Source organism: Thalassorhabdomicrobium marinisediminis, assembly GCF_003072065.1.
Classification (GTDB): Bacteria; Pseudomonadota; Alphaproteobacteria; order Rhodobacterales; family Rhodobacteraceae; genus Octadecabacter; species Octadecabacter marinisediminis.
Window position 1 is genome coordinate 233,392 of the sequence record NZ_QCYG01000006.1, and the last position, 20,560, is coordinate 253,951.

Consider the following 20,560-nt stretch of genomic DNA (forward strand, 5'->3'; position numbering starts at 1 on the left):
CGCTGGTCTAGGCAGGGGCAACACGGGAAGGAAAAGATATGCGGGTTTGGACAGCACTGATCGGACTGGCGGTCCTGACCGCATGTGGCGGCATCCGCGACGACATCACGCAGGACCCCGACCCGATTGGCAGTTTCCGGCTGGGCCATAACATCGCCGTTGTGAACGAACCCGTGCAGGGCCCGTTCTCGCGCACGGTCGATGATGCCGCGTGGCAGGCGGCCATGGTCAAGGCGGTCGACGACCGTCTGGGCAACGCGCGGTTCTTCGGCGACAAGTATTTCCACATCGGCGTCGCGGTCGAAGGCTACGTGCTGGGCTATCCCGGCGTGCCGCTGGTTTATTCGCCCAAATCGGTGCTGATCTTTTCGGTCAATTTCTTCGAGGATTCGACCCAGACCAAGCTCAACGATGAGGCGATTCAGCTCACCGTGTTCGAGCCGTGCTGCACGGTCCCGCTGATCGGCAGCGGCTTCACCCGCAGCGCCGAAGAACAGATGGAAGGGTTGGCGTTCAACGCCGCCCGCGCGATCGAACGCACCATGCGCGAGAATGCCCATTGGTTCGGTGGTACGCCTGAGGTTCTGGCCGAGGATGCCACGATCCGCACCGGCAACGTGCTGCGCGACAACCCCGAACTTGTCGCACCCGACCAGCAACAGCCCGCGACCAACTGATCCGCCAAACGATTGCTTGATTCCGCCGTGATTCCGGATTACATCGCCCGCGATGTTGAACTGGGCACGATGTATCGGCCCCCGAAAAACAAGGCGCCCAAGCATGGCTAAGGAAAAGTTTGAACGTACGAAACCACACGTTAACATCGGCACGATCGGCCACGTTGACCACGGCAAGACGACCCTGACCGCAGCGATCACCAAGTATTTCGGTGACTTCCAGGCGTACGACCAGATTGACGGCGCGCCCGAAGAGAAGGCCCGCGGCATCACCATCTCGACCGCGCACGTCGAGTATGAGACCGAAGACCGTCACTACGCCCACGTCGACTGCCCCGGCCACGCCGACTACGTCAAGAACATGATCACCGGTGCCGCCCAGATGGACGGCGCGATCCTGGTTGTGAACGCGGCCGACGGCCCGATGCCCCAAACGCGCGAGCACATCCTGCTCGGCCGTCAGGTGGGCATCCCCTACATGGTCGTCTACATGAACAAGGTCGACCAGGTGGACGACGAAGAGCTTCTCGAGCTCGTTGAAATGGAAATCCGTGAGCTGCTGTCCTCCTACGAGTACCCCGGCGACGACATTCCCGTGATCCAGGGTTCGGCTCTGGCCGCCATGGAAGAGCGTGACGACAACATCGGCAAGGACTCCATCGTTGCCCTGATGAAGGCCGTTGACGAGTACATCCCGACGCCTGCGCGCGCCGTGGACCAGCCCTTCCTGATGCCGGTTGAGGACGTGTTCTCGATCTCCGGCCGTGGTACGGTTGTGACCGGCCGTGTCGAGCGTGGCGTGATCAACGTGGGCGACGAAATCGAAATCGTCGGCATCCGCGACACCAAGAAGACGACCTGTACCGGCGTTGAAATGTTCCGCAAGCTGCTGGACCGCGGTGAAGCCGGCGACAACATCGGCGCGCTGCTGCGCGGCGTGGACCGTGACGGCGTTGAGCGTGGTCAGGTTCTGTGCAAGCCCGGCTCCGTGAAGCCACACACCAAGTTCGAGGCAGAAGCCTATATTCTGACCAAGGACGAAGGTGGCCGTCACACGCCGTTCTTCGCGAACTACCGTCCGCAGTTCTACTTCCGCACCACGGACGTCACCGGCACCGTCGAGCTGCCTTCGGGCACCGAAATGGTGATGCCCGGCGACAACCTGAAGTTCGGCGTTGAGCTGATCGCCCCCATCGCGATGGAAGAAGGCCTGCGCTTCGCCATCCGTGAAGGCGGCCGCACGGTCGGCGCTGGCGTGGTCTCCAAGATCATCGACTGATCCGACCCGCCGGACCACCACCGGACACCAACGAAGGCCGCCCCACCCCGGGGCGGCCTTTTGCGTGGGGGAGGGGGGCTTTGTTCCGCGCCCGATTTGCGCTATGAGGACCCAGCACCGCAGGAGGCTTCGATGATTTCACACCTTTGATCCGTGACCCATGTCCATTGATTGAAGGAGGTGATCCATGCCCCCACTGACGACCCCTGCCTTTCCGCAGCCCGACACCCGCAACCCCGTGACCCTGCCCGACGGCTCGGTGCACGACGGCACCGTGTTTCTGAAGCCGGTGATCGACCATCCCAACATCAGCGTTGGCGACTATACCTATGCCAGCGCCCAAGAGCCGCCCGACGATTGGGCCGCCCGCCTTGCGCCCTACCTTTACCCCGGTGCGCCGGAACGTCTCACGCTGGGGAAGTTCTGCCAGATCGCCGACGGGGTGACCTTCATCACCGCTTCGGCCAATCACCGGCACGACGGATTCTCGAGCTTTCCGTTTGCGATCTTCCTCGACATGGACCGCGACCGGCCCTCGATCCCCCAGGGCGTTGAGAAGTATCCGGACACGGTGCTGGGCCACGATGTCTGGATTGGGCAGGGGGCGACGATCCTGCCCGGGGCGCGGATCGGCAGCGGCTGCATCATCGGTGCGCGGTCCGTGGTGCGCGGCACGATCCCGCCCTACACGGTGCTGGCGGGAAACCCCGCGCGCCCCCTGCGCCGCCGGTTCGACGAAGCCACCATCGACCGTCTTCTGGAGATTGCGTGGTGGGACTGGCCCATCGAGACGATCACCGCGCACGAGGCCGCAATCTGTAACCGCGACCTTGCCGCGCTGGACGCGGCGGCGAAATCCGTGTTTCGGCAGCGGTCGGCGGACAAATGACGCGGTTTGCTGTTGCCAAGCGGCGGCGGCCTCGCTAGACCCACTCTCGGCTTAGGGGTTTAGCTCAGTTGGTAGAGCATCGGTCTCCAAAACCGAGGGTCGTGGGTTCGAGTCCCTCAGCCCCTGCCAAGCCACTCCCCCAACCGACAAGCAACGCCCGACCGGGAGAATTCCGTGCCCCCCCTGCCGCAGTCCATCGCCCTGCATATCGGCGCGCACAAGACCGCTTCGTCCCACCTGCAACACATGCTCTATCGCAACCGCGCGATGCTCGCGGACGAGGGGATTCGCGTCTATGGGCCCGGCTATCTGCGGCTCAAGGGGCGCAACCTTGCGGCGATGTTCGGCCTATCCTGGTCCGAAAGTCCGGCCCCGCGGCGCGATCCGCGCAAGCAGCTCGCGTTTCTGGCCAAGGGGCGGCGGCGGATCGTTTTCTCGGAAGAGAATTTCGTCGGCAGCCTTTATGACAGCCGCGGCAACGTGCCCCTGCCGGTCTATCCCACGGGTGCCGCGCGGGTGGCCGAGCTGGTGGCGAAGTTTGCGCCCGTGGACACCCATCTTTTTATCGCGGTGCGCAATCCAGCGACCTATCTGACCTCGGCCTATTCGCAATGCCTGCTGGGCGGCGTCTATACAACGCCCCGCGCGTTCCGTGCCCGCAACGACTGGCGCAAGGTCGATTGGGCCGATTATGTCGCGGCCCTGCGCGCAACGCCGGGGCTGGGCGAGCTTTTCGTCTGGCGGCAGGAAGATTACGCCCAGTGCCACCGATTGGTGCTGCGCAGAATGCTGCGCTGGCGGGTCGGCGCGCAGATCGAAACGGTGGATCACCGCGTGCACGAAGGTCTGTCCGAAGCGGCGGTGAAGCAGACCCTGTCCTGGGCGGAGGAGGGGCGGACCGGACCGCTGGCCCGCGACGCCCGCGCGGCCCATCCGGTCGGCCCGGACCGCCGCCCTTTCGCGCTCTATACGCCCCAGACGCTTGAGTTGTCACAGGCCCGCTACGACGAACAGCTTGCCCGCATCGAAAAGATCGAGGGCGTGACGGTGCTGCACCCGCCGCAGACGGCGCAGAAGGGTTGAACCGAAGCCAAAAGACGGCTACGTGCTGCTTGTTTCCGCCCCAAAGGACAGATCATGGCCAGAACCAACCCCGTTCAGTTTATCCAGCAGGTCCGCGCCGAAGTCGGCAAGGTCGTGTGGCCATCCCGCCGCGAAGTGACCCTGACGACGATCATGGTGCTGATCATGACCACCGTCATGGCGTTGTTCTTCACCCTGATCGATCTGGTGATCCGCTTCGGTCTGGAAGGCGTGCTGACGTCGTTCTAGGGGGTGGCTTTCGGTGAAATCAACCGAAACCCCTTGAACAGAACCGGCAGGCGCGGTAGAGAATCTGCAAGTTTGGATGGCGTGCAACGGATGAGTTGCACGCCGCTTTTATTTCCGGGACTCCGCATCCGCGGTCGGCCCGCGCGTCAAAAAGGTGTCAAAGAGCAATGGCAAAACGTTGGTATTCCGTATCGGTCCTGTCGAACTTCGAAAAGAAAATCGCCGAGACGATCCGCGCGTCCGTGGAAGAGCAGGGCCTCGAGGAGCAGATCGACGAAGTGCTGGTCCCGACCGAGGAAGTGATCGAGGTGCGGCGCGGCAAGAAGGTCACCGCCGAGCGTCGCTTCATGCCCGGCTATGTGCTGGTGCATATGGAGATGTCGGACGAAGGCTATCACCTGATCAACTCGATCAACCGCGTCACCGGGTTCCTGGGTCCGCAAGGCCGCCCGATGCCCATGCGCGATGCGGAAGTGCAGCAGATCCTTGGTCGGGTCGAGGAAGGTCAGGAAGCGCCGCGCACGCTGATCAACTTCGAGATCGGCGAGAAGGTGAAGGTCAACGACGGCCCGTTCGAGGATTTCGACGGCACCGTGGAAGAGGTCGACGAAGAGAACCAGCGCCTCAAGGTCACCGTGTCTATCTTTGGCCGCGCCACGCCGGTCGAGTTGGAGTTCACGCAGGTCACCAAACAGGCCTGAGCCGCTTACGATTGTTTAATGACGCCGCCCCGGTTGGGGCGGCGTTTACGTGTCCGGTCACCCCATGCCGCTGCCGCTGGCCCGCCGGCCCCGCGCGGCCCTCTCCCGGTCGTAGGCGATGCTCCACCCCGCCACGACGAGGGATACGGCGATGTAGAGCACGCCCAGAGTCACCATGACCCAGCCGGGCACCGGCCCGACGTTCGCCCGCTCGAACACATCAGAAACCGAGGTGGCCGCCACCGGATGCACCACCAGCTTGCTTAGATAAGCCAGCGCCTGAATCAGCAAGATCCAAAGATAGGTGCTGCGAATCCGCCGCCCGACCGAGATCAGCAGGCTGACATGATACTTCGGGTGCCAGTAATCCTCGGCCAGCGTCTTTTGCCAGTTCTCTTCCAGATGCAGGTCGCCGTCGTGCAGCATCGGCGCGTAGAAATGGGTTTCCATCCAGCGGCACCGCGCGCGCCAGACATTGAAGAACCGGTAGCGCCGCGCTTCGACCAGCAGAAAGAACATCAGCAACACACCGACCAGCACCAAGGGCAGGGCCGAGGCGTCGGGCGAGGCAAAGGTGATCGACAGGGCAATTCCGAGCGTGACCACGGCCCAGTTCGTCGTGGTGTCCAGCCGGGTGCGCCAGATGGTCGAGCGGTAAACCTCGGCCCGGTAGAGATGCGCCAGCGCGCCGATCTCGGCACTGTCGAGCGCCTTGCGGCCCGTGTCGTCTTTCTCTGTCGTCATCGCCAATCCTCTTCCCCCGTCAAGATTGCCACGCAACCGCCCACGGGTCAAAACCCGGATGCCGGGGGCACACCCCTTGCGCCCAAGGGAATCCTCCGCTAAGGGGCGGCAGTCGCATCTTGCGGCAAATGTGGAAGGCGGCGGCCACGCGTGGGCGCACCGGACCACAAAGCAACCTGACCCATGGCACGCGGCCATGGGCGCTTACAAAAGGAAACGACCAATGGCTAAAAAAGTCGCTGGCACCATGAAGCTGCAAGTTGCAGCTGGCCAAGCCAACCCCTCTCCGCCCGTCGGCCCCGCACTGGGTCAGCGCGGCATCAACATCATGGAATTCTGCAAGGCGTTCAACGCCAAGACCGCAGACATGGAGCCCGGCGCCCCATGCCCGACCGTGATCACCTACTATCAGGACAAATCCTTCTCGATGGACATCAAGACGCCACCTGCGGCGTATTACCTCAAGAAGGCTGCCAGCGTGAAATCCGGCGCCGCGACCCCGTCGCGCCAGACCGTCGGCACCGTCACCACCAAGCAGGTGCGTGAAATTGCGGAAGCCAAGATGAAGGACCTCAACGCGAACGACGTTGAAGGTGCGATGAAGATTATCCTCGGGTCCGCCCGGTCCATGGGCATTGAGGTGAAGTAAGATGGCAAAGCTCGGAAAACGCACAACCGCCGCCCGCGAAGCAGTCGCCGGCAAGCACGACGTCTCGGTCTCCGAGGCTGTTGAACTGGTCAAGGGCAACGCCACCGCGAAATTCGACGAAACCGTCGAAGTCGCCGTTGTTCTTGGCGTCGATCCCCGCCACGCCGACCAGATGGTCCGCGGCAAGGTCGCCCTGCCCAACGGCACCGGCAAGACCATGCGCGTCGCCGTCTTCGCCCGTGGCGACAAGGCCGACGAAGCCAAGGCCGCCGGAGCTGACATCGTTGGCGCCGAAGACCTGATGGAAACCGTGCAAAGCGGCAAGATCGAGTTCGATCGCTGCATCGCCACGCCCGACATGATGCCCATCGTTGGCCGTCTGGGTAAGGTTCTTGGCCCCCGCAACCTGATGCCGAACCCCAAGGTCGGCACGGTGACGATGGACGTCAAGGAAGCTGTCGAAGCGGCCAAAGGCGGCGAAGTGCAGTTCAAGGTCGAAAAAGCGGGCGTGGTTCACGCCGGTGTGGGCAAGGCCTCTTTCGATGCCAAGAAGCTGGAAGAGAACGTGCTGGCCTTCGTGGACGCCGTTCAGAAAGCCAAGCCTGCGGGCGCCAAGGGCACCTACATGAAAAAGGTCTCGCTGACCTCGACCATGGGCCCCGGCGTGACCGTCGCCGTGGACAGCGCGACCGGCAACGCCTGATCGCGTTCAAATCTGATTGTTGAAAGGGCGGGCCTTCGGGTCCGCCCTTTTGCGTTCGGGAACCGCGCGCGGCGCTTGCGGGTTGATCCTGTGAACCCACCCGCAAAGGAGACCGAGATGAGCGACGACAAGGACAAGCGCCCCGACGTGGCCAAGGACGACGACAAAAAGCCGCGTGAGGACATGAAGGACCATTGGAAAAACACGACGGACACGATGGACGAGGGCCCCGCCGGAAGCCCCAATCCGACGGATCAGAGCCGCAAATCCTGAAGAAAAAAGGCGGATGTAGGGTTTTCTAGCGTCCGCCTTTCTATCGTCTGCCTAGGCCGTCTTGGACGCATCCTCGCGCCATTCCGGTAGTGGAAAGACGACATCGTAGGTCCAGTTGAAAACCAGCGCATAGACCAAGTAGAACCCGGCAATCGCGATATCCATAACGAACGCGGTCCAGAGGCCGATTTGCAGATACCACGCGATAAAGGGGATCAACGCGAACAAAAGGCCGACCTCGAACAGCACCGCATGGACCACGCGAATCGGTTTGGTCTTCAGCGTTGTGCCGCGACGCCGCTTCAGGATCAGATCAAACCCCAGATTATAGACGTAGTTCCACGCCATCGCGATGGTGGCACTCACCACGCCGACCACCCCGAAATCGGTCATCGGCACGCCGAAGATCATCGCGCCGATCGGAATGACGATCGCCAAGGCAAGTATTTCAAACATCAGAGCATGGCGAAGACGATCAAGTCCTGAACGCATGGCACCCTCATAATTTTAGGCTTCGGGTCGTCCCGAAAAATTGTCCAGTTTGGGGAGGTCGTCCTCACGCCCTTTCATTAGGACATCCCTGCACCGGGTTTCAAGGGACACACCCCTTGCGTGATCGGCGGATCGGGCTTACTGAGACCTCGCAGACCGATGCGCGATTCGTCGTGCGGTGTCTGCATTCGTCCGAGACGGTGGGTGGCCCCGCAATCGCACTGGCCATAAATCCTGCCCGAGACGGGAAAGACCGAGATTTGTTGGCGCTCTCTACGGGCTTCCTCCTGATCGGCTCAACCCCGTTATTTCGAGGACTTCTACGTTCACCCCGCAACGGGTGAGCAAACTTGAGCCGGGGCCGGAAAATCCTGCCCCATTATTGGAGTGAAACTGTGGATAGAGCCCAAAAAGAAAAATTGGTCGAAGAGCTCGGCCAAATCTTCGAAAGCTCTGGCGTCGTTGTGGTTGCCCACTACGAAGGCCTGACAGTTGCTGAAATGCAAGATCTGCGTGCCCGTGCCCGTGAGGCCGGTGGTGCAGTTCGCGTTGCCAAGAACAAGCTCGCCAAAATCGCCCTTGAGGGGAAGCCTTGCGCAAGCATCGCCGATCACCTCTCGGGCATGACCGTTCTCACCTACTCCGAGGATCCTGTGGCTGCGGCCAAGGTTGCTCAGGGCTTTGCCAAGGACAACGACAAGCTCGTGATCCTCGGCGGTGCAATGGGTGAAACGGCGCTTGACGTCGCTGGTGTCAAAGCAGTGTCCGAAATGCCGTCCCGCGAAGAGCTTATCAGCTCGATCGCTGGCTGCATCGGCGCACCTGCCGCGAACATCGCCGGCGCCATTGGCGCGCCTGCTTCGAACATCGCAAGCGTTCTTTCGACCATCGAAGAGAAAGCTGCCTAAAGCAAACTGCAAGGCCAACGTAGGGAAAGCCCCGCACGTTGGAACACAAACCTAGGAATGGAAAAGCAAATGGCTGATCTGAAAAAACTTGCTGAAGAGATCGTTGGTCTGACCCTTCTCGAAGCACAAGAACTGAAAACCATCCTCAAGGACGAGTATGGCATCGAGCCCGCAGCTGGCGGCGCAGTCATGATGGCTGGCCCCGGTGGCGACGCTGGTGGCGCTGAAGAAGAGAAGACGGAATTCGACGTCGTTCTCAAGAACGCTGGCGCGTCCAAAATCAACGTCATCAAAGAAGTCCGCGGCATCACGGGTCTTGGCCTGAAAGAAGCCAAAGATCTGGTCGAGTCCGGTGGCAAGATCAAAGAAGGCGTCGACAAAGCCGAAGCCGAAGACGTCAAAGCCAAGCTGGAAGCAGCTGGCGCCGAGGTCGAGCTGGCTTAAGCCACGTCCGGTTTTCCGGTTACGGAAACGGCGGTCCTTCGGGGCCGCCGTTTTTGTTTGCGCGGATGTCTGTTGGGGGCGGGGGTGTCTGCGCGCGGCTGCTTTTCGGTCCGGGAAACACTTGTTTGCTTTTGTGTGACTTCGCGTCAATCATGGCGTGCATATTATCACGGCGACCATTTCCGCAGGAGCATTCACATGAGACCGAGAACCTCAATCATCCACGCAGCCACCCTTGTCGGGGGGCTCGGTTGTGGGTTGGCCGCGCAAGCGCAGGAAAATGTTGTCATCGTCTATGATGGCTCGGGCTCCATGTGGGGCCAGATCGACGGCACCAGCAAGGTGGAAATCGCGCGCGAGGTTCTCGCGGACCTCGTGACCGGCTGGGACGATGGCGCGCATTTGGGGCTGGTGGCCTACGGACATCGCACCGAAGGCGATTGCACCGATATCGAAACCATGATCGCGCCCGGCCCGGTGGATCGCGACTCCTTCATCGCGACGGTCAACGCCATCAATCCGGTCGGCAAGACGCCGATCACCGCTTCGGTCCGCCACGCGGCCGACCTTTTGTCCTATCGCGACGCACCGGCGACCGTGGTGCTGATCTCTGACGGGGTGGAGACCTGCAACGCCGACCCTTGCGCCTTGGCCGCGCAGCTTGAGCAGGAAGGCGTGGCCTTCACCGCCCATGTGGTGGGCTTCGATCTGGACGACGCGGCGAACGCCAGCCTTGCCTGTATCGCCGACAACACCGGCGGCATGTTCGTCCCCGCCAGCAACGCAGCCGAGTTGACCGACGCGTTGGCGCAGGTGCAAGAGGCTATGGTGCAGCCTCCCGAGCCGGAACCGGAACCTGAAACCCCCGCCGCACCGCCCGTCACCCTGACGGCCCCCGCACAGGTGGTGAACGGCGCGGTCTTCGACATTGCATGGTCCGAGACGCTCGACGCGCTCGATTTCCTCACCATCGTGCCCATGGGCGCGGACCGGGGCACCGTAGGCAACCACATCCGCGCCCGTGAGGCGACCGAAGGGCAGCTGACCGCACCGGGCACCCCCGGTCTTTACGAGTTGCGCTACGTCCCCGAGGACAGCCGCGAGACGCTGGCCAGCGTCCAGATCGAAGTGATCGAGGCCGAGGTTACGCTGACCGCCCCCGCGCAGGTCACCACCGGGGCGACTTTCGACATCGGGTGGAGCAATACGATCAACCCGCTCGATTTTCTCACCATCGTGCCCATGGGGTCCGATGCGGGCACCGTCGGCAATCATATCCGTGCGCGGGACGCCTCCGAAGGGCAGCTGACCGCCCCCGGCACCCCCGGTCTTTATGAGCTCCGCTACGTGCTCGAAGAGGGGCGCCGCACGGTGGCCAGCGTCCAGATCGAAGTGTCCGAGACGGAGGTGACACTCACCGCGCCCGCGCAGGTCACCACCGGCGCGACTTTCGACATCACGTGGAGCAATACGATCAACCCGCTCGATTTCCTCACCATCGTGCCCATGGGGTCCGATGCAGGCACCGTCGGCAATCACATCCGTGCACGGGACGCCTCCGAAGGGCGGCTGACCGCCCCCGGCACCCCCGGTCTCTATGAGCTGCGCTACGTGCTCGAAGAGGGGCGCAACACGCAGGCGAGCGTCCAGATCGAAGTGGTCGCAGCCGAGGTCACGGTCACCGCACCGGCGCAGGTCACCACCGGCGCGGTCTTCGATATCGGGTGGAGCGAAACGATCAACCCGCTGGATTTCCTGACCATCGTGCCCAAGGGCGCGGATGCGGGGACCGTCGGCAACCACATCCGCGCGCGCGAAGCCTCCGCGGGGCGGCTGACCGCGCCCGGTACGCCCGGCTTTTATGAGCTGCGCTATGTCCAGGAGGAGGGGCGCAATACCTTGGCAAGCGCCCGGATCGAGGTCGTCGAGGCCGAGATCGGGATCTCCGGCCCGGGCACGGTCCGCGCGGGCACTGCGGTGGACGTCACATGGTCCAGCAGTGTCAATGACGTGGATTTCGTGACCATCGTTCCCATGGGGGCGGATGAGGGCGCTGTCGGCGCCCACATCCGCACGCGCGGCAACACCGAAGGGCGGCTTACCGCGCCCGAGGATGCCGGCATGTATGAGCTGCGCTATGTGCTCGAAGAGGGGCGCCGCACGTTGGCCAGTGCGCCGCTTGAGGTGGTGGGCGCCGATGCGCCGCTCGACTCCGGTGCAGGCTTGAGCGTGCCGGAAACCGCCGCCCCCGGAGAGGTGGTGACGGTCAGCTGGACGCTGGAGAACGACGGCTCGGACCGGCGCGTTGCCTTGGCCCGCAAGGATCAGCCGGACTTCAGCTGGATTTCCGTGCAACCGGTGGGCGAGGGCACGTCGGCGCAGATCACCGTCCCGGACGAGGCTGGCGTCTATGAGATCCGGTTCCTCGACATCTCCGGCGGCGTGCTTCTGGGCCGCGCGGTGATCAATGTGCAGTGAAAAGCCCGTGACCCTGCCCCGTGAAGACATTGGCGGGGCAGGGGTTTTCGAAAGGACGCCCCCGCGGCCTTGGAACGCTTGACGCCGCGGGGCGTTTGTTCGATGATCGATCCGGTGGACGCCGGCGCGTTTCCGGCTGGGGTGGACAGCTGCCCCTTGCGTTCCGCTTATTCACATTCTATTTAGCAGCTTCATGCGGCTTCGATTGATTCGGGGCCGCTGTTTCTGTCTTGCAATATGGAGCCGCCCCCACCCCTGAAAAACCATACGTTTTCAAGGGTAAGGCAAAGTGTTGTGTGCAGACCTTTCTTGGTAAGGCCCCGGAGTCCGGGGGTTTTCCAAGGCAGGACCCCGGTCGAGAGCTGCGCAATGGGTCGCGTGGCGAGAATGGACCGGTCTCATTGTCGTCTCGTATGGTCGCCCGTGCAGTCGCCCAACTGCCCGTGCGCCGGTGAGAATTGAAAGGTGTCCAGACACATGGCGCAAACATTCCTTGGCCAGAAACGTCTTCGCAAATACTACGGTAAAATCCGCGAAGTCCTTGATATGCCGAACCTTATCGAGGTTCAGAAATCCTCTTACGATCTGTTCCTGCGCTCCGGCGACAGCGACACGCCGCTGGACGGCGAAGGCATCAAGGGGGTCTTCCAGTCGGTCTTCCCGATCAAGGACTTCAACGAAACCTCTGTTCTCGAGTTCGTGAAATACGAGCTGGAGAAGCCGAAATACGACGTGGAAGAGTGCCAGCAGCGCGACATGACCTATGCCGCGCCGCTCAAGGTGACGCTGCGTCTGATCGTGTTCGATGTGGACGAGGACACCGGCGCGAAGTCCGTCAAGGACATTAAGGAACAAGACGTGTTCATGGGCGACATGCCCCTGATGACGCCGAACGGCACCTTTGTCGTGAACGGCACCGAGCGCGTGATCGTCTCCCAGATGCACCGCTCCCCCGGTGTGTTCTTCGACCACGACAAGGGCAAGACGCACAGCTCGGGCAAGCTGCTGTTCGCCTGTCGGATCATCCCCTATCGCGGCTCCTGGCTGGACTTCGAGTTCGACGCCAAGGACCTTGTGTTCGCGCGCATCGACCGCCGCCGCAAGCTGCCGGTGACCACGCTGCTCTACGCTCTGGGCCTTGATCAAGAAGGGATCATGAACGCCTATTACGACACCGTGGATTACACCTTCGACGCGGAAGCCAAGGCGTGGAAGACCAAGTTCTTCCCCGAGCGCGTGCGCGGCACCCGTCCGACCTTCGATCTGGTGGACGCCAAAACCGGTGAGATCATCGGCGAGGCCGGCAAGAAGATGACCCCGCGTGCCGTGAAGGCGCTGATCGATGCGGGCGAAGTGCAGGACCTGCTGGTTCCCTATGAGCAGATTGTCGGCAAGTTCGCCGCTCGCGACATCATCAACGAAGAGACCGGCGCGATCTATGTCGAGGCGGGCGATGAGCTGACGCTCGAGATGGACAAGGACGGCACGGTCATCGGCGGCACCCTCAAGGAGTTGATGGACGCCGGCGTGACCACGATTCCCGTGCTCGACATCGACAACATCACCGTCGGCCCCTACATGCGCAACACCATGGCGGCTGACAAGAACATGGGCCGTGAAACCGCGCTCATGGACATCTACCGCGTCATGCGTCCGGGCGAGCCGCCCACCGTGGACGCCGCACAGACCCTGTTCGACAGCCTGTTCTTCGACGCCGAGCGTTATGACCTCTCTGCCGTGGGTCGCGTGAAAATGAACATGCGTCTGGCGCTTGACGCCGAGGACACGATCCGCACTCTGCGCCGCGAAGACATCGTCGCCTGTATCAAGGCGCTGGTGGAGCTGCGCGACGGCAAGGGCGACGTGGACGACATCGACCACCTCGGCAACCGTCGTGTGCGGTCCGTGGGCGAGCTGATGGAAAACCAGTATCGCGTCGGGCTGCTCCGCATGGAGCGCGCGATCAAGGAACGTATGTCCAGCGTCGAGATCGACACGGTCATGCCGCAGGATCTGATCAACGCGAAACCCGCCGCCGCCGCCGTGCGCGAATTCTTCGGCTCCTCGCAGCTGTCGCAGTTTATGGACCAGACCAACCCGTTGTCGGAAGTCACGCACAAGCGTCGTCTGTCCGCGCTTGGGCCAGGCGGTCTGACCCGTGAGCGTGCCGGCTTTGAGGTGCGCGACGTGCACCCGACCCACTACGGCCGCATGTGCCCGATTGAGACGCCGGAAGGCCCGAACATCGGTCTGATCAACTCGCTGGCGACTTTTGCCCGCGTGAACAAATACGGCTTCATCGAAACGCCCTATCGCGTGGTCAAGGACGGACAGGTGACGGACGAAGTCCACTACATGTCCGCGACCGAGGAAATGCGTCACACCGTGGCACAGGCGAACGCGAACCTTGATGACGACATGAAGTTCATCAACGATCTGGTCTCGACCCGTCAGAACGGCGAATACACGCTGGCCCCCAACGGCCACGTGGACCTGATCGACGTGTCGCCCAAGCAGCTGGTCTCGGTCGCAGCCTCGCTCATTCCGTTCCTCGAGAATGACGACGCCAACCGCGCGCTGATGGGCTCGAACATGATGCGTCAAGCCGTGCCTCTCTTGCAGGCCGAAGCACCCCTCGTGGGCACCGGCATCGAAGAGGTTGTGGCCCGGGATTCCGGTGCTGCGATCATGGCGAAACGCGGCGGTATCATCGACCAGGTCGATGCGACCCGTATCGTTGTGCGCGCCACCTCGGATCTTGAGGTGGGTGACCCCGGCGTTGACATCTACCGGATGCGCAAGTTCCAGCGGTCCAACCAGAACACCTGCATCAACCAGCGTCCGCTGGTGAAGGTGGGTGACACGGTGCGCAAGGGCGAAGTGATCGCGGACGGTCCGTCCACCGACATCGGTGAACTGGCGCTCGGCAAGAACGTCGTCGTCGCCTTCATGCCGTGGAACGGCTACAACTACGAAGACTCGATCCTGATTTCCGAGCGGATCGTGCGCGATGACGTTTTCACCTCGATCCACATTGAGGAATTCGAAGTCGCCGCCCGTGACACCAAGCTTGGGCCTGAGGAAATCACCCGCGACATTCCCAACGTCGGTGAGGAAGCCCTGCGCAACCTCGACGAAGCGGGCATCGTGTATATCGGTGCTGAAGTTGAGCCCGGCGACATCCTCGTGGGTAAGATCACACCGAAGGGCGAAAGCCCGATGACGCCGGAAGAGAAACTCCTCCGCGCCATCTTCGGTGAGAAGGCTTCAGACGTGCGCGATACCTCGCTCCGCGTAAAACCCGGTGACTTCGGCACCGTGGTTGAGGTGCGTGTCTTCAACCGCCACGGCGTCGAAAAGGACGAACGTGCGTTGCAGATCGAGCGGGAAGAGGTGGAACGCCTGGCCCGTGACCGCGACGACGAGATGGCGATCCTAGATCGCAACATCTACGCCCGTCTGCGCGACATGATCGAAGGCAAGACCGTCGCCAAAGGCCCACGCGGCATCAAGGCAGGCAGCACCATCGACGCGGCCATGCTGGACGATATGCCCCGCAGCCACTGGTGGCAGCTGGCCCTGAAAGAGGAAGGCGACGCACAGATCGTCGAGGCCCTCAACGAACAGTACGAAGCGCAGAAGAAACTGCTCGACGCACGGTTCGAGGACAAGGTCGAGAAGGTGCGCCGCGGCGACGACCTGCCACCCGGCGTGATGAAGATGGTCAAGGTCTTCGTGGCTGTGAAGCGCAAGCTGCAGCCCGGCGACAAGATGGCCGGTCGTCACGGGAACAAGGGTGTGATCTCGAAGGTCGTGCCGATGGAAGACATGCCGTTCCTGGAAGACGGAACCCCGGTGGACTTCTGTCTGAACCCGCTGGGCGTGCCATCGCGCATGAACGTCGGTCAGATCCTCGAGACGCACATGGGCTGGGCCGCACGCGGTCTGGGCATCGAAATCGACGAAGCGCTGGGTGAATACCGCCGCAATGGCGACCTGACCCCGGTGAAGGAAGCGATGAAGATTGCCTATGGCGATGATGTCTACGACGAAGGCATCACCGACATGACCGACGATGAGCTGATCGAAGCGGCCGGCAACGTCACCCGTGGCGTGCCCATCGCGACACCTGTTTTTGACGGCGCGAAGGAAGCGGACGTCAACGACAGCCTGAAGCGGGCCGGGTTCGACACCTCGGGCCAGTCGCTCTTGTTCGATGGGCGCACTGGTGAGCAGTTCAGCCGCAAGGTCACGGTCGGTGTGAAGTATCTTCTGAAACTGCACCACCTGGTCGACGACAAGATCCACGCCCGTTCGACGGGGCCGTACTCGCTCGTCACGCAGCAGCCGCTGGGTGGTAAGGCGCAGTTCGGTGGTCAGCGCTTCGGTGAGATGGAAGTCTGGGCGCTTGAAGCCTACGGCGCCGCCTACACCCTGCAGGAAATGCTGACGGTGAAGTCGGACGACGTGGCAGGCCGGACGAAGGTCTATGAAAGCATCGTCAAGGGCGAGGACAACTTCGAAGCCGGCGTGCCGGAATCGTTCAACGTCCTCGTGAAAGAAGTCCGGGGCCTCGGCCTCAACATGGAACTCCTGGATGCGGAGGATGACGAGTAAGGCGCAAACCGCCTCAGCTCAGGGGCCGGTGAAACTCCGGCCCGCTCCATCCTCCCGCCATACTGAAAAGGTATCGATATGAACCAGGAACTGACAAACAACCCGTTCAACCCGCTCACCCCGGCGAAGACGTTTGACGAAATCAAAGTGAGCCTTGCCTCGCCCGAGCGGATCCTCTCGTGGTCCTTCGGTGAGATCAAGAAGCCCGAAACCATCAACTACCGCACGTTCAAGCCCGAGCGTGACGGCCTGTTCTGCGCGCGCATCTTTGGCCCGATCAAAGACTACGAATGTCTGTGCGGCAAATATAAGCGCATGAAGTATCGCGGTGTTGTCTGCGAGAAATGCGGTGTCGAAGTCACGCTTCAGAAGGTCCGCCGTGAGCGTATGGGCCACATCGAGCTGGCCGCCCCCGTCGCGCACATCTGGTTCCTCAAGTCGCTGCCATCCCGCATCGGCCTGATGCTGGACATGACACTGCGCGATCTGGAACGCATCCTGTATTTCGAAAACTACGTCGTGATCGAACCCGGCCTGACGGACCTGCAATACGGTGCCCTGATGACCGAGGAAGAATACCTCGACGCGCAGGACGCCTACGGCATGGACGCCTTCACCGCCAACATCGGCGCTGAAGCGATCCGCGAAATGCTGGCCGCGATCGATCTGGAAGGCGAAGCGGAGCAGCTGCGCGAGGACCTCAAGGTCGCCACCGGTGAGCTCAAGCCCAAGAAGATCATCAAGCGTCTGAAGATCGTTGAAAGCTTCATCGAATCCGGCAACCGTCCGGAATGGATGATCCTCACGGTCGTGCCCGTGATCCCGCCAGAGCTGCGCCCGCTGGTGCCGCTGGATGGTGGCCGTTTCGCGACCTCCGACCTCAACGACCTGTATCGCCGCGTGATCAACCGGAACAACCGCCTCAAGCGGCTGATCGAGCTGCGCGCGCCGGACATCATCGTCCGCAACGAAAAGCGGATGTTGCAGGAATCCGTCGATGCGCTGTTCGATAACGGCCGCCGTGGCCGCGTCATCACCGGTGCCAACAAGCGCCCGCTGAAGTCGCTGTCGGACATGCTGAAAGGTAAGCAGGGTCGCTTCCGTCAGAACCTTCTCGGCAAGCGGGTCGACTTCTCGGGCCGTTCGGTCATCGTGACGGGGCCGGAACTCAAACTGCACCAGTGCGGCTTGCCGAAGAAGATGGCGCTGGAGCTGTTCAAGCCGTTCATCTACTCGCGGCTTGAGGCGAAGGGCCTGTCGTCCACCGTCAAGCAGGCCAAGAAGCTCGTTGAAAAAGAGCGTCCTGAAGTCTGGGACATCCTTGACGAAGTGATCCGCGAACACCCCGTTATGCTGAACCGTGCGCCCACGCTGCACCGTCTTGGCATTCAGGCGTTTGAGCCGGTTCTGATCGAAGGCAAGGCGATCCAGCTGCACCCGCTCGTGTGTTCCGCGTTCAACGCCGACTTCGACGGGGACCAGATGGCCGTTCACGTGCCGCTCTCGCTGGAAGCCCAGCTGGAAGCGCGTGTGCTGATGATGTCCACGAACAACGTGCTGTCGCCTGCCAACGGTGCGCCGATTATCGTGCCGTCGCAGGATATGATCCTTGGTCTTTACTACACGACCATCGAACGCGAAGGCATGAAGGGCGAAGGCATGGCCTTCGGCTCCATCGAAGAGGTCGAGCACGCGCTCGCCGCTGGTGAAGTGCACCTGCACGCCAAGATCCAGGCCCGCATTCCGCAGGTCGACGAGGACGGCAACGAAGTGATCAAACGCTTCGAAACCACGCCGGGCCGCGTGCGTCTGGGCGCGCTTCTGCCGCTCAACACCAAGGCGCCGTTCGAACTGGTGAACCGTCTGCTCCGCAAGAAAGAAGTGCAGCAGGTCATCGACACGGTCTATCGCTACTGTGGCCAGAAAGAGTCGGTCATTTTCTGTGACCAGATCATGACCATGGGCTTCCGGGAGGCGTTCAAGGCCGGCATCTCGTTCGGCAAGGACGACATGGTGATCCCCGACAACAAGTGGACACTGGTCGACGACACGCGCGAGCAGGTGAAAGACTTCGAACAGCAGTATATGGACGGCCTGATCACTCAGGGCGAGAAGTATAACAAGGTTGTCGACGCCTGGTCGAAGGCCAACGACAAGGTCACCGACGCGATGATGACGACGATCTCGACCACGGCCCGCGCCGAGGACGGGTCCGAGTCCGAGCCGAACAGCGTTTACATGATGGCCCACTCCGGTGCCCGTGGCTCGGTCACGCAGATGAAGCAGCTGGGCGGCATGCGCGGCCTGATGGCCAAGCCGAACGGAGAGATCATCGAAACGCCGATCATCTCGAACTTCAAAGAAGGTCTGACCGTTCTTGAGTACTTCAACTCGACCCACGGGGCCCGGAAGGGTCTGTCGGATACGGCGTTGAAGACCGCGAACTCAGGCTATCTGACCCGTCGTCTGGTGGACGTGGCGCAAGACTGCATCGTGCGCGAAGTCGACTGCGGCACCGAAACCGCGATTACCGCGGAAGCGGCGGTCAACGACGGTGAAGTCGTGGCGTCGATCTCCGAGCGTGTTCTGGGTCGGGTGTCGGCGGATGATGTCATCGCACCGGGGTCAGAAGAGGTGTTGGTGAAGGCCGGCGATCTGATCGACGAGCGGATGGCCGACGCGATCGAAACCGCTGGCGTGCAGAAGATGCGCATCCGCAGCCCGCTGACATGCGAGGCCGAGGACGGCGTCTGCGCCATGTGTTACGGTCGTGACCTTGCACGCGGCACGCGGGTGAACATCGGCGAAGCTGTCGGCATCATCGCCGCGCAGTCCATCGGTGAGCCCGGCACGCAGCTGACGATGCGGACCTTCCACATCGGCGGTGTTGCGCAGGGTGGCCAGCAGTCCTTCCTCGAGGCGTCCGTGGACGGCAAGGTGGAGTTCCGCAACGCCAACATCCTCGAGAACGACATGGGCGAGCAGATCGTCATGGGCCGCAACATGGTTCTGGCAATCGTCGGCGAGAACGGTGAAGAGCGGGCCAACCACAAGGTCGGCTATGGCTCCAAGGTGTTCGTCAAGGACGGGGCCGAGATCAAGCGCGGCGACAAGATGTTCGAATGGGATCCCTACACCCTGCCGATCATCGCCGAGAAGGGCGGTACGGTTAAGTTCGTCGACCTCGTCAACGGGATCGCCGTGCGCGAAGACACCGATGACGCGACCGGCATGACCCAGAAGATCGTGACCGACTGGCGTTCTGCGCCCAAGGGCAACGAGCTCAAGCCGGAAATCCTGATCGTCGGCGAAGACGGTGAGCCTGTGCGCAACGATGCGGGCAACCCAGTCACCTATCCGATGTCCGTCGATGCGGTTCTCTCCGCGGAAGAAGGACAAGAGATCAAGGCCGGTGACGTGGTTGCGCGTATCCCGCGTGAAGGCGCCAAGACCAAGGACATCACCGGTGGTCTGCCACGGGTTGCGGAACTGTTCGAAGCCCGTCGTCCAAAGGATCACGCGATCATCGCCGAAATCGATGGCTACGTGCGCTTTGGCAAGGACTACAAGAACAAGCGTCGCATCGCGATTGAGGCTGCGGACGATCCGGACACCAAGGTGGAATACATGGTGCCCAAGGGCAAACACATCCCGGTTCACGAAGGCGACTTCGTGCAGAAGGGCGATTATATCATGGACGGCAATCCAGCGCCCCATGACATCCTCGCCATTATGGGTGTGGAAGCGCTTGCGGATTACATGATCGCCGAGGTGCAGGACGTCTATCGCCTGCAGGGTGTGAAGATCAACGACAAGCACATCGAGGTGATCGTTCGTCAGATGCTCCAGAAGTGGGAGATTTCCGACAGCGGTGAGACGACCTTGCTCAAGGGCGAGAACGTCGACAAGGCCGAGTTCGATGAAGCCAACGCCAAGGCGGTTGCCCGTGGTGGCCGCCCTGCACAGGGTGAACCGATCCTGCTCGGCATCACCAAGGCGTCGCTGCAGACCCGGTCGTTCATCTCTGCCGCGTCCTTCCAGGAAACCACGCGCGTGCTGACCGAGGCTTCGGTTCAGGGCAAGCGGGACAAGCTGGTCGGCCTGAAAGAGAACGTGATCGTCGGACGTCTGATCCCGGCCGGGACGGGGGGCGCCACCCAGCGCGTCACCCGCATCGCCCAGGAACGCGACAACGTGGTCATTCAGGCCCGCCGGGAAGAAGCGGAACAGGCGGCGGCCCTTGCCGCACCTGAGCCTGCGGCCGATGACATCGTGGGCGGGGATGAGTTCGACACGATCATCACCGACACCCCCGAAAGCCGCGACGAATAAGCGGCGCACATAAGAAAGTCCAAAGCCCCGTCAGAAATGGCG

16 protein-coding genes and 1 tRNA gene are annotated in these 20,560 nt (G+C 62.1%); 15 read left to right on the forward strand and 2 right to left on the reverse strand.

Features of this window, described 5'->3' with window-relative positions:
- Window positions 1-38: 38 nt before the first annotated feature.
- The 7 genes from DC363_RS10880 to nusG all read left to right on the forward strand — a co-directional run bounded on the left by DC363_RS10880 (window position 39) and on the right by nusG (window position 4,878).
- Window positions 39-677: a hypothetical protein gene (locus tag DC363_RS10880; RefSeq protein ID WP_108641181.1), complete on the forward strand. Its 639-nt coding sequence runs from the start codon at window positions 39-41 to the stop codon at window positions 675-677.
- 103 nt (window positions 678-780) lie between these two features.
- Window positions 781-1,956 carry an elongation factor Tu gene (tuf, locus tag DC363_RS10885; RefSeq protein WP_108641182.1) on the forward strand — a complete coding sequence of 392 codons (1,176 nt, stop codon included), beginning with the start codon at window positions 781-783 and terminating at the stop codon, window positions 1,954-1,956.
- A gap of 187 nt (window positions 1,957-2,143) precedes the next feature.
- Window positions 2,144-2,845, forward strand: coding sequence for a CatB-related O-acetyltransferase (locus DC363_RS10890; protein WP_108641183.1), 702 nt, complete (start codon window positions 2,144-2,146; stop codon window positions 2,843-2,845).
- Between the two features lie 53 nt (window positions 2,846-2,898).
- Window positions 2,899-2,974: transfer RNA gene (locus tag DC363_RS10895), tRNA-Trp, on the forward strand.
- A 45-nt stretch (window positions 2,975-3,019) separates the two neighbouring features.
- Window positions 3,020-3,928, forward strand: coding sequence for a hypothetical protein (locus tag DC363_RS10900; protein ID WP_108641184.1), 909 nt, complete (start codon window positions 3,020-3,022; stop codon window positions 3,926-3,928).
- A gap of 54 nt (window positions 3,929-3,982) precedes the next feature.
- Entirely contained in the window at window positions 3,983-4,177 is a 195-nt protein-coding gene (gene secE, locus DC363_RS10905; RefSeq protein WP_108641185.1) for a preprotein translocase subunit SecE, read from the forward strand.
- 167 nt (window positions 4,178-4,344) lie between these two features.
- Window positions 4,345-4,878 (forward strand): transcription termination/antitermination protein NusG, encoded by a 534-nt coding sequence (nusG, locus tag DC363_RS10910; RefSeq protein WP_108641186.1) that lies wholly within the window; start codon window positions 4,345-4,347, stop codon window positions 4,876-4,878.
- A 57-nt stretch (window positions 4,879-4,935) separates the two neighbouring features.
- Here nusG and DC363_RS10915 read toward each other — a convergent pair whose 3' ends face one another.
- Window positions 4,936-5,622: a DUF2270 domain-containing protein gene (locus tag DC363_RS10915; protein WP_108641187.1), complete on the reverse strand. Its 687-nt coding sequence runs from the start codon at window positions 5,620-5,622 to the stop codon at window positions 4,936-4,938.
- Window positions 5,623-5,845: 223 nt separating this feature from the next.
- On the opposite strand from DC363_RS10915, the gene rplK reads away from it, so the two are divergent.
- The 3 genes from rplK to DC363_RS16855 all read left to right on the forward strand — a co-directional run bounded on the left by rplK (window position 5,846) and on the right by DC363_RS16855 (window position 7,247).
- Window positions 5,846-6,271: a 50S ribosomal protein L11 gene (rplK, locus tag DC363_RS10920; protein ID WP_108641188.1), complete on the forward strand. Its 426-nt coding sequence runs from the start codon at window positions 5,846-5,848 to the stop codon at window positions 6,269-6,271.
- Between the two features lies 1 nt (window position 6,272).
- The gene (gene rplA, locus DC363_RS10925; RefSeq protein ID WP_108641189.1) at window positions 6,273-6,974 is read left to right on the forward strand and encodes a 50S ribosomal protein L1; all 702 of its coding nucleotides are present in this window, start codon (window positions 6,273-6,275) and stop codon (window positions 6,972-6,974) included.
- 117 nt (window positions 6,975-7,091) lie between these two features.
- Window positions 7,092-7,247 carry a hypothetical protein gene (locus DC363_RS16855; protein ID WP_158270869.1) on the forward strand — a complete coding sequence of 52 codons (156 nt, stop codon included), beginning with the start codon at window positions 7,092-7,094 and terminating at the stop codon, window positions 7,245-7,247.
- Between the two features lie 51 nt (window positions 7,248-7,298).
- Here DC363_RS16855 and DC363_RS10930 read toward each other — a convergent pair whose 3' ends face one another.
- Window positions 7,299-7,739, reverse strand: a complete 441-nt coding sequence (locus DC363_RS10930) for a PACE efflux transporter (protein ID WP_108641190.1) — start codon at window positions 7,737-7,739, stop codon at window positions 7,299-7,301.
- A gap of 395 nt (window positions 7,740-8,134) precedes the next feature.
- On the opposite strand from DC363_RS10930, the gene rplJ reads away from it, so the two are divergent.
- The 5 genes from rplJ to rpoC all read left to right on the forward strand — a co-directional run bounded on the left by rplJ (window position 8,135) and on the right by rpoC (window position 20,518).
- On the forward strand, window positions 8,135-8,647 hold the full coding sequence (rplJ, locus tag DC363_RS10935; protein WP_108641191.1) for a 50S ribosomal protein L10: 513 nt from the start codon (window positions 8,135-8,137) through the stop codon (window positions 8,645-8,647).
- 69 nt (window positions 8,648-8,716) lie between these two features.
- Window positions 8,717-9,091, forward strand: a complete 375-nt coding sequence (rplL, locus tag DC363_RS10940; protein WP_108641275.1) for a 50S ribosomal protein L7/L12 — start codon at window positions 8,717-8,719, stop codon at window positions 9,089-9,091.
- 198 nt (window positions 9,092-9,289) lie between these two features.
- Window positions 9,290-11,569, forward strand: a complete 2,280-nt coding sequence (locus DC363_RS10945; protein ID WP_108641192.1) for a VWA domain-containing protein — start codon at window positions 9,290-9,292, stop codon at window positions 11,567-11,569.
- A 477-nt stretch (window positions 11,570-12,046) separates the two neighbouring features.
- On the forward strand, window positions 12,047-16,186 hold the full coding sequence (rpoB, locus tag DC363_RS10950) for a DNA-directed RNA polymerase subunit beta (RefSeq protein ID WP_108641193.1): 4,140 nt from the start codon (window positions 12,047-12,049) through the stop codon (window positions 16,184-16,186).
- A 78-nt stretch (window positions 16,187-16,264) separates the two neighbouring features.
- Entirely contained in the window at window positions 16,265-20,518 is a 4,254-nt protein-coding gene (rpoC, locus tag DC363_RS10955) for a DNA-directed RNA polymerase subunit beta' (protein ID WP_108641194.1), read from the forward strand.
- The last annotated feature ends 42 nt before the right edge of the window (window positions 20,519-20,560 follow it).

Coding starts and splice junctions, on each gene's coding strand:
- DC363_RS10880 (WP_108641181.1), top strand. CDS start 39: ATGCGGGTTTGGACAGCACTGATCGGACTGGCGGTCCTGACCGCATGT.
- tuf (WP_108641182.1), top strand. CDS start 781: ATGGCTAAGGAAAAGTTTGAACGTACGAAACCACACGTTAACATCGGC.
- DC363_RS10890 (WP_108641183.1), top strand. CDS start 2,144: ATGCCCCCACTGACGACCCCTGCCTTTCCGCAGCCCGACACCCGCAAC.
- secE (WP_108641185.1), top strand. CDS start 3,983: ATGGCCAGAACCAACCCCGTTCAGTTTATCCAGCAGGTCCGCGCCGAA.
- nusG (WP_108641186.1), top strand. CDS start 4,345: ATGGCAAAACGTTGGTATTCCGTATCGGTCCTGTCGAACTTCGAAAAG.
- DC363_RS10915 (WP_108641187.1), bottom strand. CDS start 5,622: ATGACGACAGAGAAAGACGACACGGGCCGCAAGGCGCTCGACAGTGCC.
- rplK (WP_108641188.1), top strand. CDS start 5,846: ATGGCTAAAAAAGTCGCTGGCACCATGAAGCTGCAAGTTGCAGCTGGC.
- rplA (WP_108641189.1), top strand. CDS start 6,273: ATGGCAAAGCTCGGAAAACGCACAACCGCCGCCCGCGAAGCAGTCGCC.
- DC363_RS16855 (WP_158270869.1), top strand. CDS start 7,092: ATGAGCGACGACAAGGACAAGCGCCCCGACGTGGCCAAGGACGACGAC.
- DC363_RS10930 (WP_108641190.1), bottom strand. CDS start 7,739: ATGCGTTCAGGACTTGATCGTCTTCGCCATGCTCTGATGTTTGAAATA.
- rplL (WP_108641275.1), top strand. CDS start 8,717: ATGGCTGATCTGAAAAAACTTGCTGAAGAGATCGTTGGTCTGACCCTT.
- DC363_RS10945 (WP_108641192.1), top strand. CDS start 9,290: ATGAGACCGAGAACCTCAATCATCCACGCAGCCACCCTTGTCGGGGGG.
- rpoB (WP_108641193.1), top strand. CDS start 12,047: ATGGCGCAAACATTCCTTGGCCAGAAACGTCTTCGCAAATACTACGGT.
- rpoC (WP_108641194.1), top strand. CDS start 16,265: ATGAACCAGGAACTGACAAACAACCCGTTCAACCCGCTCACCCCGGCG.